This window comes from Shewanella sp. SW24, assembly GCF_025653395.1.
In the GTDB taxonomy this organism is placed as follows: domain Bacteria; phylum Pseudomonadota; class Gammaproteobacteria; order Enterobacterales; family Shewanellaceae; genus Shewanella; species Shewanella oncorhynchi.
This window is the reverse complement of the sequence record NZ_JAKKSH010000006.1, coordinates 45,739-61,365: the sequence shown is the minus strand read 5'-3', so window position 1 is coordinate 61,365 and position 15,627 is coordinate 45,739. Positions and strand designations below refer to the sequence as shown.

10 protein-coding genes are annotated in these 15,627 nt (G+C 42.9%); 6 read left to right on the top strand and 4 right to left on the bottom strand.

What is annotated here, in order from left to right:
* Positions 1–10: 10 nt before the first annotated feature.
* Entirely contained in the window at positions 11–541 is a 531-nt protein-coding gene (smrB, locus tag L5M17_RS07025; protein ID WP_263146201.1) for an endonuclease SmrB, read from the top strand.
* Positions 542–639: 98 nt separating this feature from the next.
* On the opposite strand, the gene sixA is transcribed toward smrB, so the two are convergent.
* Complete coding sequence (sixA, locus tag L5M17_RS07020) at positions 640–1,110, bottom strand: phosphohistidine phosphatase SixA (protein WP_028761045.1); 471 nt, start codon at positions 1,108–1,110, stop codon at positions 640–642.
* A 169-nt stretch (positions 1,111–1,279) separates the two neighbouring features.
* Between sixA and L5M17_RS07015 the strand changes: the two genes are divergently transcribed.
* From L5M17_RS07015 to L5M17_RS07005, 3 genes are all read left to right on the top strand, one after another.
* Positions 1,280–4,069 carry an insulinase family protein gene (locus L5M17_RS07015; protein WP_263146199.1) on the top strand — a complete coding sequence of 930 codons (2,790 nt, stop codon included), beginning with the start codon at positions 1,280–1,282 and terminating at the stop codon, positions 4,067–4,069.
* 284 nt (positions 4,070–4,353) lie between these two features.
* A complete protein-coding gene (locus L5M17_RS07010) occupies positions 4,354–8,613 on the top strand; it encodes an EAL domain-containing protein (protein WP_263146197.1) in 4,260 nt (1,419 codons plus the stop codon).
* Positions 8,614–8,722: 109 nt separating this feature from the next.
* The gene (locus L5M17_RS07005; RefSeq protein WP_263146195.1) at positions 8,723–9,115 is read left to right on the top strand and encodes a hypothetical protein; all 393 of its coding nucleotides are present in this window, start codon (positions 8,723–8,725) and stop codon (positions 9,113–9,115) included.
* Between the two features lie 309 nt (positions 9,116–9,424).
* Here the strand turns inward: L5M17_RS07005 and L5M17_RS07000 are convergent, their stop codons facing one another.
* The 3 genes from L5M17_RS07000 to fadI all read right to left on the bottom strand — a co-directional run bounded on the left by L5M17_RS07000 (position 9,425) and on the right by fadI (position 13,430).
* Positions 9,425–9,625: a hypothetical protein gene (locus L5M17_RS07000; RefSeq protein WP_263146193.1), complete on the bottom strand. Its 201-nt coding sequence runs from the start codon at positions 9,623–9,625 to the stop codon at positions 9,425–9,427.
* A gap of 362 nt (positions 9,626–9,987) precedes the next feature.
* Positions 9,988–12,114, bottom strand: coding sequence for a fatty acid oxidation complex subunit alpha FadJ (gene fadJ, locus L5M17_RS06995; protein WP_263146192.1), 2,127 nt, complete (start codon positions 12,112–12,114; stop codon positions 9,988–9,990).
* Positions 12,115–12,119: 5 nt separating this feature from the next.
* Positions 12,120–13,430, bottom strand: coding sequence for an acetyl-CoA C-acyltransferase FadI (gene fadI / locus L5M17_RS06990; protein WP_014610833.1), 1,311 nt, complete (start codon positions 13,428–13,430; stop codon positions 12,120–12,122).
* 262 nt (positions 13,431–13,692) lie between these two features.
* On the opposite strand from fadI, the gene L5M17_RS06985 reads away from it, so the two are divergent.
* Together L5M17_RS06985 and L5M17_RS06980 are read left to right on the top strand one after the other, a co-directional pair.
* On the top strand, positions 13,693–14,649 hold the full coding sequence (locus L5M17_RS06985) for an AAA family ATPase (RefSeq protein WP_028761051.1): 957 nt from the start codon (positions 13,693–13,695) through the stop codon (positions 14,647–14,649).
* 24 nt (positions 14,650–14,673) lie between these two features.
* The gene (locus L5M17_RS06980) at positions 14,674–15,627 is read left to right on the top strand and encodes a DUF58 domain-containing protein (protein WP_263146189.1); all 954 of its coding nucleotides are present in this window, start codon (positions 14,674–14,676) and stop codon (positions 15,625–15,627) included.

The following is a 15,627-nucleotide window of genomic DNA, read 5'->3' as shown; positions in this document are numbered from 1 at the left end:
AATACCCGCCATGAATAAAGACGACGACAAAGAAGGCTTGGCGATGTTCTCAAAGCTTATTGATGGAATTAAACCCATCACGCAAAATAAGCGACACTTTCGCATGCCCTTAAAAACCAAACAAGAAATAGAACTGAAAGAGCAGCAACTGCATGCTAACAGTTATTTCTCAGATACTTATCAACCACTACTGCCTGTACAAGGGCCGATGCGTTGGTTGGAAGAAGGTGTTGAAAGCTTAGAGCTCAAGCGCCTCAGACGCGGCGATTACCAGCCAGATTTACTGCTGGATTTGCACGGCTATCGCCAATCAGAAGCCAAACTTGAGTTAGCGGCACTGATCCAAGCCTGCGTTAAACAGCAAAGCCTGTGCTGCTGCATTATGCATGGTTATGGCAGTGGCATATTGAAACAACAAGTTCCCATGTGGTTAGTGCAGCATCCTATGGTGAAAGCTTTCCATCAAGCGCCTAAAGAATGGGGTGGCGATGCGGCGTTATTAGTGCTGATTGATATTGGCGAGCAGCCGCATAGACGTTAGCTAGCTATCGGCTTAGGCTTTAACATTTACTATTTAGCGAAAACAAACGGCCCATTTAATGTGGGCCGTTTGTTTTGTAAAAGAGATATAAACCTAGATTAGCTAATACTATGGGGGGCGTGCTGCCACACGATTGAGGCTTGCTCGGCATGTTTATCAATGAGCGTAATGCCTGACGTCGCGAATAATGGCGGCTCAACGCCAGCCACTAACTCACTGACTAAGTAGCCCAGTAACGGCATGTGAGCAATCACGAGTACTTTATCCGCTTTGTATAACTCAGCATAAGCCACAACCAAGGCGGCTACATTAGCGGGATCGCCAGAAGGCACAAGATCATCGGCGACTAGCCACTTACGTGGCTCAGGAAAATGCTGACTCAGTTCCTGCCACGTTTGCTGTGCTCGTAAGTAAGGACTAACTAAAACAAGATCGAAATCAGCCACACTGCGAGCTAGCCAGTTGCTCATCAACACAGTATGGTGCCTTCCAACATCGGTCAGTGTTCTGTCTCTATCAGACTGAGCATTAAATCCGGCGTCACCATGTCTCATCAAAAATAGCTGCATACTTCTCTCGCGACTCAAACTTGTTTTTGTTTTATCCCAATTGTAGCCCTAAAATCCGTTTCAACAAACCTCACAAGACTTAATCTTTAGTCGATAAACACAAGAGATATTTGCTAAAAACCATTAAGACTATCAATATATAACAAGCTATCGTTACCGGAGTGTCTCTTTGCAAGCCTCTCAGTCCATATATAAAAGTCCAAATGATCACCGCCAGTATCGTTATCTTGTATTAGATAATGCGCTCAGGGTGTTATTGGTTGAAGATCAAGATGCTAGCCAAGCTGCCGCATCTATGGCTGTTGGCGTGGGTCATTTTGATGATCCCGCAGATAGACCCGGCATGGCGCACTTTTTAGAGCATATGCTCTTTCTAGGTACTGAGAAATTCCCAGACTCAGGCGAGTATCACGCCTTTATCAACCAACATGGCGGCAGCAATAACGCTTGGACGGGCACAGAGCACACTAACTTCTTTTTCACCATCAATGAAGAAGTATTTGCCGACTCCTTAGACAGATTCAGCCAATTTTTTATCGCCCCAAAATTTGATTTAGATTTAGTCGATAGAGAACGCCAAGCTATTGAATCTGAATTTAGTTTAAAACTGAAAGATGATATCCGTCGAACCTATCAAGTACTCAAAGAGACAGTCAACCCACGGCATCCATTTTCGAAATTTTCCGTGGGTAACTTAGTCACCTTAGGCGGAGAACAGGCACAGGTACGTAGTGAATTACTCGATTTCTATCAAAGCCATTACAGCGCTAACTTAATGACCTTGTGCTTAGTCGCTCCGCTTTCCCTTGATGAATTACAAGATTTAGCCTGTCACTATTTTAGTGGGATCCGAAACTTGAACTTAGTGAAAAACTATCCTCAAGTACCACTATTTTCAGAAAAAGAACTGTTGAGGCAAATCGATATTGTGCCGCTTAAGGAGCAAAAACGCTTAAGCATCAGTTTTAATTTCCCAGGAATTGATCACTACTACAAACGTAAGCCTTTGACTTATATCAGCCATATTTTAGGCAATGAGAGTCATGGCAGTCTGTTGTCGTATCTGAAAGAACAAGGATTAGTGAACAACTTGTCTGCGGGCGGCGGTGTAAATGGTTATAACTTCAAGGATTACAGTATCGGTTTACAGTTAACCGATAAAGGGCTAGGCAATCTCGATGAAATTATCAGCTGCTGTTTTGAGTATATTGAACTTATCAAAACCCAAGGCTTAGATGAATGGCGTTATTTGGAGCGTGCAAACCTGCTCAAAATGGCGTTTCGTTATCAAGAGCAAGTTAAATCACTCGATTTAGCCAGCCATCTCAGTATCAATATGCATCACTATGAAGTCGAAGACTTGGTCTTTGGCGATTATCGGATGGATGGGCTGGATATCCCTGAAACCATTGAGCTACTTGAGCTCATGGTGCCACAGAATATGCGCCTGCAGCTTATCGCCCAGTCGGTTAAAACGGATCGTAAAGCAAACTGGTATCACACGCCGTACAAAGTCCGCCCAATTGCGCCACAGTCCCTCGCTCGTTGGAAAGTGAACAATATTCGCCCTGAATTACAACTACCGGCTGCAAATCCTTTTATTGTCGCCGACTCGATTGCCCGTCCGGATAAGAGCGATGTTGACGTGCCTGTGATAGTTGCTGAATCAACTGGATACCGCATTTGGCATAAGAAAGATGATGAGTTTAATGTGCCAAAGGGTCACATGTATTTATCGCTGGATTCAGAGCAGGCAAGTAAAACGCCAAGGCATGCCGCCCTCACCCGCTTATATGTTGAAATGCTACTCGATTATCTCACCGAGCCAACCTATCAGGCCGAAGTTGCTGGATTAAGCTATAACATTTATCCGCATCAAGGCGGAATTACACTGCATTTATCGGGCTTTACCGGCAATCAAGAAACGTTATTAGCGCTATTAATCCATAAAGCCAGAGAGCGCAATTTTACCGAAGAGCGCTTTGCCCTCATAAAATCTCAGCTTCTGCGCAGTTGGCAGAATCAAACACAGGCTAAACCGATTTCACAATTATTTACTAGCCTGACTGTTACGCTGCAAAAAAGCAGTTATGAACCAGCACGTATGGCTCAAATGTTGGAAGATATTAGCCTAGAAGATTTACATAACCATGTACGCGCCTTCTACGAAAAGATCTATCTTGAAGGGTTAGTCTACGGGGATTGGTTAGTCTCTGAAGCACAAGCTCTCGGCAAACGTTTAGAGCACATTTTATCCTTAGTTTCGACGCCGAGCGCCGAGTCCACCAGAGAATTAGTGAATTTAACAGGCCAAGGCACGTTACTGAGAGAACTCGCAATAGATCATCAAGATAGCGCAATTATTGTGTATTACCAATCTGCCGTGGCAACACCCGAAAAAATGGCGCTATTTAGCTTACTGAATCACACTATGTCGTCCACCTTCTTCCATGAGCTGCGTACTGAAAAACAGTTGGGCTATATGGTAGGCACAGGTTACCTGCCGCTCAATCGTCATCCTGGACTTATTTTCTATATTCAGTCACCCACAACTGGGCCCCTGCATTTATTAGAAGCCATCGACGAGTTTATTGCCGACTTTAATTATGCAGTGATGCAAATCACCAACGAAGAATGGGAAAGCACAAAGGTAGGTCTGATTAATCAAATCATGGAGCACGACGCGAACCTCAAAACTCGCAGTCAACGTTATTGGGTCAGTGTCGGCAATAGAGATTATAAATTTAACCAAAGAGAACTCGTCGTAGACGAAATCACTAAGCTCACCCGCACTGATTTACTCAAATTCATGATGCGTAAAATGCGTACTAAGCACAGCGATCGCTTAGTGTTATTTAGCACAGGTGAACAACACAGAACCCAAGCCGCGCTGATGTCAGACAAAATGATCACGGATCTTAAAGTTTTTAAGCAAACGGCAGAAAAGTTTAATTTCTAAACAAAAAACACTTTTGCTCACACATTTGTGAGCAAAGTTAGGTAAACAAACAGAACCGCTACAAATCAGTCCAACTATAGTCGTATCTTTCAGTGTTGGACGTAATCCTGATGTAAAACATGGCTAGCCCATGTTCTACCACTTCATCACTGAACAATTTTACTGCATCTACATGCTGTTAAAAGGATTTTCTGCAGACTCCACTTTGACAAACCGCTCACTTTCTGGAAAAGTGATGTAACACAATTGTTTCATGGCATCCTCGGATAATAAGAACAAACACTATGCCTAAAGCACTCTTTAAAATCGTCTTGCTCGCTTTTTTTAGCTTGCATGCATTCGAAGACGTAAACGCATCTCCCTTTTCTGATAAATCTCCAATTATTCTCCAATCACAATCTTTTGGTGTCCCAGAAGGACTTTCCCAAAGCACTGTTACGTCTATCGTTCAAGACAATGATGGTTATATATGGATAGGAACATTTAATGGATTAAATCGATTTGATGGGAAAAACTTTAAGCATTTTTATGCTAATGATACCAGAACAGGCCTTCCCAGCTCTTTTATTAGAAGTTTACTTATTGATGATAAAGGCATTTTATATGTTGGAACAGATAGTGGCTTAGTCGTATATGATAAACTTCAAGAATCCTTTTCTCATTATGGCCTGTCGGTAAAAAACTCTCCAGTTTGGAGCCTCAACTCAAGTGATAAGAGTTTAATTGTTGGAACTAACAAAGCAATTATAGATATAAATAGCAAAGAAAAAACATACGAACTTTCAAATAAAGGCCTAAGTGAAATCAAAAAAACGATAAAAGTAGGCGACGATTATTACATAAGAGATTATGCAGGTACGTTATTTAAGCTCACCCAGAATGAATTAAAAGAGATAGCTAAAAAAACAATTGATTTCGAGCAAGAAGATCACTCAACACTACTCATATCATTAAGTGATGGACTATATAAGTATAAGGACAATAAAATAGTAAAAATTGATCCGCGAGTATTTTCTCAACTCACGAAACACAAAAACACTATTTATGGTATCACTAATAAAAATATAGTTAATATTTCTAAAAATAGCATTGTAGGACTTCTAGCCACAGATAGCACAGATAAAACATCTTCATTTTTTGCAACCGAAGATATGTTTATACTAGGAAGTATTGATCAAGGCATCACTATTGTAAAAAAAGTAAATAATTTAGTGCAGAAAACCAACTTAACCACCGATAGCACATGGCATCTTACAAAAAACACTAAAGGCTTTCTGGTTTCATCTGACTCTGAAAAAATAAATCTTTTTGATGAAAATTTAAACCTAATCAAAAGTTTCAGCACTCATACTCAAGGATACAAATACGCAGTTCTAAGTGATGATGGACTTTATTTTGGTACTAATGCAGGGTTATTTTTACAGAAAGATGATTCATCCAGGTTGATTAGCAAAAATATAATATCATCACTCTCTATTAATGAAAATAGTTTAACAATTGCTGCTGGCACACCTGATGGGAAAGTTTTAATCATCAAAAATGGTGAAATTACTAACAGCATTGATACAAAAAAGAATGAACCAATTTTTGACGTAGAGTTAACATCTGACAACCTAATATATATAGCCGGACAAGATGGACTGAAAAAATATAAAAATGGGTTATTAGAAAACTTAAACAATGAAATAACTTACAGCATCGAAAAAAGTGATAATGGCATTTACTTCGGAACATCAACATCACTGATGCTTTATAATGATACCAGTAAAAAAATTTCGAGAATACTTTCTAACAATAAAGAGATCTACGCCATTGTAGATAATGATGGTTTTATAACAGCCTCATCACTAAGTGAAGTCATTATTTTTGAAAAAAACAGTAAAGTATCTTATACCTTAAAAACATCAAATGGGAGTCAATATGAGTACAATGCTCCAAATGGTATTAATATAAACGGTAACACTCTACTTGCGGGGATCAATGGAATTAGTCTAGTATCACCTAAAGATGTTGTAAGCTATGTAAAGAAAAGCAAGGTAAATAAAACAGAAATATCAGATTTCTTAGTATTTAATATAGTTCAAAATCAAGAAAGTAACTATCTAATACAATCAATCGCAGCATCTAATAAAATATCATTGAAATACTCTGACTATCCATTTTCGTTCAACTTTATATCTCCCATGTCAGACGACTCATCAACTAACTACTACTATAGGATGTTTGGCCTTTCTGATATATGGATACCTGCAAATGGAACAAACTCAGCAACATATACAAACTTATCTCCAGGAAATTATACCTTTCAAGTTTATGCGGTTAACTCACTTTCCGGTGAAAAAGCAGCAACAAAAGAGCTTGCTGTCATTATAACACCTCCTTGGTGGTCATCATTTCAAGCAAAATCTATTTATGCTGCAATTGTATTATGTATCTCATATCTAGTAATAAAAACGGTGCTACGTCGTAGAGAAACACAAAGACAGATTGTACTCAGCGAAGAAAGATTAAAACTTTCCCTTTGGGGAAGCGGTGATGAAATGTGGGACTGGGATATAGAAACTGGCAACATTTTTCGCTCCAATATTTGGGGAGCACTTGAATTTCCCCGTGATGGACATCGTTCAGGTAAATCGGATGAAGAGAGTAATATACATCCTATGGATCAAGAACGTGTTCGTGAAGCACTCAATAAGCATTTTTATGGTGAAACAGATCATTTTGAAGCCGCATATAGGGTAAAAGGCAAAGACGACAATTGGGTATGGATCTTAGACCGTGCCAAAATTGTAGAGCGGGATGACAAAGATAATGCCCTGCGAATGACTGGAACGATTAAAAATATTAGTCAGTTTAAACAAAAGGAAGAACAACTAAAACTCTTTGAAAAAGCAATTGAAAACATTTCGGAAGGTATGTTTATCCTCGACAACGAATACCGTTTTGTCGAAGTCAACGAAGCTTGCTGTAAAATTTCATTACGTAACCGAAATGACTTTATTGGCAACTTACTCACATTTGATTTATATCCAGAAACCTTCTCCACCCAAATCAGAACCATGTTAAAACAGCAAGGTCGCTGGGCAAATGAAGTCGAAGCCGCCAGAGGAGATAACAGTCACTTCCATATGGAGCTCACTATCGATGCTATCTATGATGAGTTAGGCGAATTATCACACTATGTTGGTGTTTTTTCTGATATATCAAGACGTAAGCAGCAAGAAGAAGAGCTTAGAAAATTAACTAATAACGATCTCTTAACTGGACTGCCAAATCGCTCCAACTTACAAGTGACCTTAAGTAACCTAGTGAATCGAGAAATAGCTCATGCGCTTATGGTACTTGATCTTGATAATTTTAAACGTATTAATGACTCCTTAGGCCATCAAATTGGGGATGCATTATTAAAGCTCGTTGCTACCCGCATTAAGTCCTTACTTCCTAAAAATACCAGTATTTATCGTCTAGGCGGAGATGAATTCGCCATTGTATTAGACAAGGGTTCAGATATAAGCGCCAGCGCTGCGATTGCTAACCGTATTATTGAGGGATTAAAACCTGCATTTGACGTTAGCAATGAACAGCTAGTCCTAGGATTAAGTATTGGTATAGTGCTGTTCCCAGAAGATGAACAAAGCGAGCAAGCATTACTGAGAAAGGCTGACATTGCTATGTACCATGCTAAGTCTGCGGGAGGTAATTGCTACCAGTTTTATTCTGAGTCCTTGAACCAACATGCAATTAGGCAATTAGAAGTAGAAAATCTTATCCGTGAAGGCTTAAAAGATGATCTATTTGAAGTTTATTATCAACCTAAGGTTGATCTTAAAAGCGGTAAAATTGCAGGTATGGAGGCTTTAGTCAGATTAAATCATCCAGTACATGGCTTGATACCCCCAAATGATTTTATTCCGCTTGCTGAAGAAAACGGCTTAATTGTTGAAATTGGTGAAATAGTCTTACGCAAAGCCTGTTTCGCAGCACAGAAATGGCGTGAACAAGGCATATTCAGCGGCAGAGTCGCCGTCAATTTATCGTCACGTCAATTTGCACTGCCCGATATTCAACAGCGAATAGAGTCAATATTAAGACTCACTAAACTACCTGCATGTCATCTTGAATTAGAAATAACTGAAGGTACCGTCATTAAACAGCCGGAAACGGCTATTATTGTCATGCAGCAACTGGCTAAAATGGGCGTTAGTTTAGCACTCGATGATTTCGGCACTGGATACTCGTCCCTTTCATACTTAAAACGTTTCCCGATTCATACTTTAAAAATTGATAAAGCTTTTGTTGACGATATTGATAAGTCTGATCGCGATCTCAAAATGGTCGATTCTATTATCACTATCGCCCATAACATGGGGCTTTCTGTTGTAGGAGAAGGGGTAGAACAAGCTGCACAATTGAACATTTTACGGGCACTCAACTGTGAAGAAATTCAAGGCTATATTTTTAGTAAGGCCATAAAGGAGACCGAATTTACCTTACTACTCCAAGAAGACATGATAAAGCTAAACACAAAAAGCAACATTACATAATCAATTTACTCTCAACTTGATTGCGACTTACAACATTGGCACAACAAGTGCAATAGCACTATCAGTGTCAATAATAAATCAATATCAACTACCCTGAGAGAGAATTAGAATGATGAAAGGAATCCTTGCCGCCGTTACTTTATTATCTTCAATTAGTTTTGCAGTAAATACTTATGCACTTGAAGATAGCACTAAATTAGAACCAGCAGCTAAGTCAATTACTTCAGAAGAACCTGCAGTTAAACTTGCTCCAGTAGAAGTAACTGGGCATCCATATGTGAAGTTTAAACCTTTTGAAATCGCTGGGCATCCTTAYGTGAAGTTCAAACCTTTTGAAATCGCTGGGCATCCTTACGTGAAGTTCAAACCTTTTGAAATCGCTGGGCATCCTTACGTGAAGTTCAAACCTTTTGAAATCGCTGGGCATCCTTACGTGAAGTTCAAACCTCTCGAAGTCGCAGGACATCCTTACGTTAAATTTATTAACTCTGAAGTTGCATAACATTAATCAGGTTAAGGAGAGTGACTATGTTAAATTCAATCAAAAAAGCACTCGGTTTATCCAAGCCAGCGCGTAAAAAAGTTAAGTTGCCTGAAGGCTTGAATCACCTTGAAGTGATTTCAGCAAAAGGTTGGTGGAACTAATTTAAGTTCTGTAGCCATGAGTCTAACTCATGTACAGTGATAGTTAATTAAGTTAGCGCAGCTTAGAAACAATAAAGGGAGCATTGACTCCCTTTAGTTTTAAGTGAATATAAAAGTACTAACTAATAGTCATGTAGTCATGGAAATTACCTAACAAATTAATAAATTAGCTATTTAATATCCCTTCCTCACGACAACGGATTTTCCTCAAGGCTAAATGACTATGTGTCGTAAAGAGTGGATAAGCCAGAGGCCCGAGCACAAAACCCAGCAGCACCCAATGCTTAACAGTAAAACCTGCGGTAAATGCAGCTAAGCCGAAGTACCAAGCCGAGATTAATGCGATAAACATAACCAGCAAAACCACAAACCACCTCTTTAAAAACAACTAAATAAATCATAAAGGTAGAGAAATTAATTCCTCATCAAAATGCGGATGCTACTCGCGTAATCTTGGTGATTGATGCACATGTTAAATACGTCGTTTTAACAGCAGGATAAAAAGTTCTCCGCACTATGCATAAACGAGCAACACTCATTCATCGCTACGCTCTCAGTACAGAACACGTAACACCGAACTCTCGATAAAGGGCTCGGGTTATACAAGATCCACATCCCCAACATGAACATTTTTTAGGCAAAAATATGCCTTGTGGCAATAAAAAAGCGGCAACAAACTGCCGCTTTTTTGTTCAATTTTGATTGGCTAAGACCTAGATTCACTGAAACTTAGAAAAAGTGCGCGTTTTCTTGCGCCATGGTTTTTAAGCGCTCACAAGGTTCGAATCTGTTACCGAATTGACTTTGATAACCTTCAAGGATCTTCACTAAGTTTGCGGCGCCTAAAGAGTCAATATAATGGAATGGGCCACCGAGGAATGGCGGGAAGCCAATACCGAAAATGGCGCCAATATCGCCATCTCTTGGCGATGCGATAATACCATCATCTAAACAACGCACCGCTTCATTAAGCATTTGTACGACACAACGCTCAGCAACCGCTTTTACATCTTTATTGGTGCCAGGCTTAATACCTAACACGCCATAAACACTCTCATCGACGACTTTCGCTTTCTTGCTAGAGTCTTTTTGGCCGTATTGATAAAAGCCTTTGCCATTTTTGCGGCCTTTACGATCGTCACCTAAAAGCTTGTCGAATGCGGCTGGCGCTTTAAAACGTTCACCCAATTCTTTCTCAAGGATCGGTGAAATTTTTGCGCCCACGTCGATACCCACTTCGTCGAGCAAAGTAATCGGTCCCACAGGGAAGCCAAATTTCACTAAAGCTTTATCCAAATGCTCAACACTTTGGCCTTCGAGTAGTAATTGCGCGGCCTCATTCATATACAGAGCCAGAATACGGTTCACGTAGAAACCCGCACCATCCTGCACCACTATCGGTGTTTTACCTTGCTTACGGGCAAATGCGACAGTAGTCGCAATGGTTTCTGGCGACGTTTTAGCATGGGCAATCACTTCCACCAGCGGCATTTTTTCCACTGGCGAGAAATAATGCAGACCAATCACATTTTCAGGACGCGTCGCCGCCTCGGCGATTTGGCTAATAGGTAAAGATGAGGTGTTTGACGCAAAAATCGTGTGCTCACCACACTCACGCTCAATGTCTTTCACCATTTGATGCTTAAGCGCTAAGTCTTCAAATACCGCTTCCACAACGATGTCGGCATCTTTAACGCCTTTATACTCAGTGGTTGTAGTCATCAGCGCCATTAAGTTGTCACGGGCAGCAGGCGTCATATGGCGGCGCTTTACCCCTTTATCCAACAACTTATAAGCGTAGGCTAATGCATTGCTTAAACCTTTTTCACTGATGTCTTTGACGCGAACAGGGATTTTAGCCTTGGTCGTTGTGACAGATGCGATACCGCCGCCCATTAAACCGCCACCTAAGATCACCGCTTTCTTCACTTTACGCGGCGTAGCACCCTCAGCGCCGGTTTCTTTCTTCATTTCTGTGGTAGCGAAGAAAATACTGCGCAGCGCTTCTGATTCTTTTGATACCACTAATTCGGCAAAGTGACTCGCTTCGACTTCTAGCCCTTTTTGCATCCCCTTCGCAATCCCTTGACGCACGCAGTCAATGATCTTGGCTGGTGCTGGATAATTACCTTGGGTTTTCTTTTCGACTTGTTTAGTCGCTTGATCGAAAATAATGTTACGGCCAAAGCTCGTGCCTTCAAGCACTTGATTAACGAGTGACTTTTTAACAGGTTTCGGTGCACGTTTACCCGCAAGTGCCATTTCGACTGCGGTTTGCAGCAAAATAGTCTGCGGTACAACATCATTCACTAAGCCCATTTTCAAGGCTTGTTTAGGACGGATTTGTTTACCGGTCAGCATCATGTCTAAGGCGGTGGTAATGCCGACTAAACGAGGCAAACGTTGAGTCCCACCGCCGCCAGGTAATAAGCCAAGTTGAACTTCCGGTACGCCGAGCATGGTCTTGCCATCGTCGCTACATACCCTTTGATGACAGGCTAAGGCTAACTCTAAACCACCACCTAAACAGGCACCATGGATTGCCGCAACCACAGGAATTTTTAAGGCTTCTAACTCATTAAAAACCACATGCCCTTGCTGGGATAAGGCTTTGGCATCGCCCGCCGTTTTACAGGCATCGAGCATGGAAATATCCGCGCCCGCGACAAAAGAATCTTTCTTGCCAGAGATCAGCACGAGTCCACGAATATGAGGATCGCTTTTAATCTCAGCCAGAATCTCACTGATTTCAGGGCCAAACTGTGCTTTTAGGGTGTTCATGGTTTCGCCAGGAACATCCATAGTCAAAATGGCAATGCCGTCGTCGCGGCGGGTTAAATTAAAGGTCTTTTCCATGCCGATTACTCCACTTCCACTATCATAGCCACACCCAAACCACCGGCCGCACAGGCCGTCGTTAAGCCAGTTCCACCACCACGGCGCTTAAGCTCACGACACACTTGGGTGATTAAACGGGTTCCCGTTGCCGCAAAAGGATGACCATAAGCGAGCGAGCCACCGAGCACGTTAAACTTGCTCATGTCGATTTCGCCAATCGCGCGGTTGCGGCCGAGTTTTTCTTCGGCAAATTTTTTCGAAGCAAACATCTGCATATTCGCTAATGTCTGCGCCGCAAAGGCTTCGTGCATTTCAATCAGGGTAAGATCTTCTAATTCCATTCCGGCACGTTTTAACGCCAGTGGCGTCGCGTAGGATGGCCCCATCAGCATATCTTGCCACACATCAATGGCGCTAAAGGCGTAACTCTTAATGTAACCAATAGGTTGATAACCTAAGGCTTTGGCTCGACCTTCACTCATCAAGATAATCGCTGAGGCACCATCCGTCAGTGGCGTACTATTGGCCGCCGTCACAGTACCGTGTTGTTTGTCGAATGCAGGGCGCAACTTAGCATATGACTCCAATACTGAGTTTTCGCGGATATTGTTATCACGATCGATAAACTGCTTATACGGCGGTATATGCGCGACCATAACTTCGTCACGCAAATGGCCAGAAGCCCAAGTTTCACTCGCTAAGGTGTGTGAGCGGTGCGCTAAGGCATCTTGATCGGCACGGCTAATATTGTAGGTTTTTGCCATCTGCTCGGCGGTTTGTCCCATAGACAAGCCCGTTGAGTACTCTGCCACCGCAGGCGGCACAGGTAATAAATCCTTTAAACCTAAACGACGGAAAATTTGTAATTTTTGCCCAAAACTACGGGCTTTATTCAGATCGACTAACGCATGGGCTAATTTTTTCGATACACCGATAGGCAATACAGAGGAAGAGTCGGCGCCGCCCGCAATACCGATTTCGATATTACCCGTCATGATAGATTCAGCCACGTTTACGGCAGATTGAAAGCTAGTTGCACAGGCGCGAGTGACACTATAGGCATCGGTCGACACATTCATGCCAGTACCGAGTACGATTTCACGGGCAATGTTAGGTGCAGCCGGCATTTGCACGACTTGTCCATACACTAATTGCTCAATCAGCTTAGGATCGAGTTCAGAGCGCGCCAATAATTCATTGACCACCATTTTGCCCATATCGAGCGCCGATACACCGTGGAATGCCGTGGCTTGCTTTGCAAAGGGCGTTCTTAAACCCGCTACAATGGCGATACGTTCACCCTTGGCGTTCGTAACCTGTTGTCTATCACTCATTTGTCACCCTCTTTATGTGCGCAATCGCTGAGAGATTTCAGGCGGCGCTAGCTATTTCCGTGTTTGACCCATTGTTTTACGGCGAAAAACGCCCAATAACAGGTCTGACCATTAAAGTGTGATCTGATTCTAACTTCTTGTCAGCAAGTTTTAAACACCTGTTTGTTTTTTTAACACTAGCCAAACCCTAAGGGAATTCTTTACCATAGCTGTTGTCTATAGCCCACACACGTATTTTCAACATAATAAAACGAGTAGCATCATGCCTTTGAGTCGCTTCCACGCATTACGCACTTACCTAAATAAGGTTGTTTTAGGGCAGCCAGTATTGACCGAAAATCTGCTCATTGCCTTAATTGCCAATGGCCACTTATTAGTTGAAGGACCTCCGGGACTGGCAAAGACCCGTGCCGTGAAAGCCTTATGTGACGGGGTTGAGGGCGATTTTCACCGCATTCAATTTACCCCAGATCTGCTGCCCGCCGACTTAACTGGCACAGATATCTATCGCTCGCAAACTGGCACCTTCGAATTTGAAGCCGGACCGATTTTCCACAATTTAATCCTGGCGGACGAAATTAACCGCGCCCCAGCCAAAGTACAATCGGCCTTATTAGAAGCCATGGCCGAAGGTCAAGTCACAGTTGGTAAGCACAGCTATAAGCTACCGCCGCTGTTTTTAGTGATGGCCACCCAAAATCCATTAGAGAACGAAGGCACTTACCCGCTGCCCGAAGCACAGCTTGACCGTTTTCTGATGCACTTAAACCTTGATTACCCGAGCGGCGAGACTGAAATCGAAATTCTGCGTCAATCCCGCAAAGAAGCGCTGACCCACGAATTGCCAACCACTGAGCCGATTGCACAAGCAGATGTGTTTGCCGCCCGTGACGAAGCCATGGAAATCTATCTCGCCGAACCGCTCGAAAAGTACATAGTCGAAATCGTGATGGCGACCCGTGAGCCTTTACGTTACAGCGAAGACTTAGCTAAGTGGCTTGAGTACGGCGTCAGCCCGCGCGCAACTATTTCATTAGAACGCTGCGCCCGCGCCCGTGCTTGGCTGCACGAGCGAGACTTTGTTTCACCAGAAGACATTCAAGCCGTCGCACCGAACGTGTTAAGACACAGATTGCTACTTAGCTACCAAGCACAGGCCGAAGGTGTCAGCCGCGATCACGTGATCAACCACATCTTAAGTCAAGTTGCAGTACCTTAACGGTGAAGATAAAGGTGAAATAAGATGAGTGACACAGCGCGACTCTCAGCCTCAGTCAATGGCTTGCCGCTTTTTGCCGATGGCTTGCATTTAACCGAGCAAGAGCTGCTGGCGTGCCAAAATATCGCCCGTGCTATGCCTGAGCGTTATAGCCGTGCCCGCGCTAATTTAGCGGGCCATCGCAGCAGCTTAATCAAAGGCCGCGGTATGGAGTTTGCCGAGGTGCGCCACTACCAACAGGGCGACGATGTGCGCACCATTGATTGGCGCGTTACCGCTCGTACAGGCACAACTCACACTAAGTTATTTGTCGAAGAACGTGAGCGCCCTATTTTATTGTTAATCGACTTGAGCCAAAGCCTCTATTTTGGTTCGAGTTTATTGCTGCAATCGGTGCAAGCAGGACACCTTGCGACCACCTTAGGTTGGAATGCGATTAACCATGGCGATCGGCTCGGCGCCTTGATCGCATGCGAGTCTGAGCATTTAGAGCTCAAACCCCGCAGCCGTCGTCAGGGCATATTGCAATTGATCTCAGGCCTGCGCCGTGTGCACGAAAATCAGCTCAATCATGTTGGCACTGGCCAGCGCGATCCTGACCATATCCTGCGTGCCTGTCAGCGATTACAACGTATCGCCAAACCCGGCTCCTTAGTTTGGATAGTGACAGATGGCAGCCATTTTAGTCCCCAATGTATCGCGCCTCTCACCGAGCTTAAGCGTCATTGCGATGTGGGTGCCTATCTTATTACCGATCCTCTGCGTCAAGGTACACTGCCGTTACCACACAACTTTAATTTGCCGGTACGGGATGGGAATGAGAACTTAGTGCTTACCCGCCACAGTTATCAGGCTTGGCTCGACATTCAGTTGCGTCAACAAAACAACTTTATCGCCATGATGCAGCAACTGCGCGTACGTACCCAGCTCATAGATGCGGGTGCTCCCCTAGCCCATCAATTGGAATTATTGCGTTAA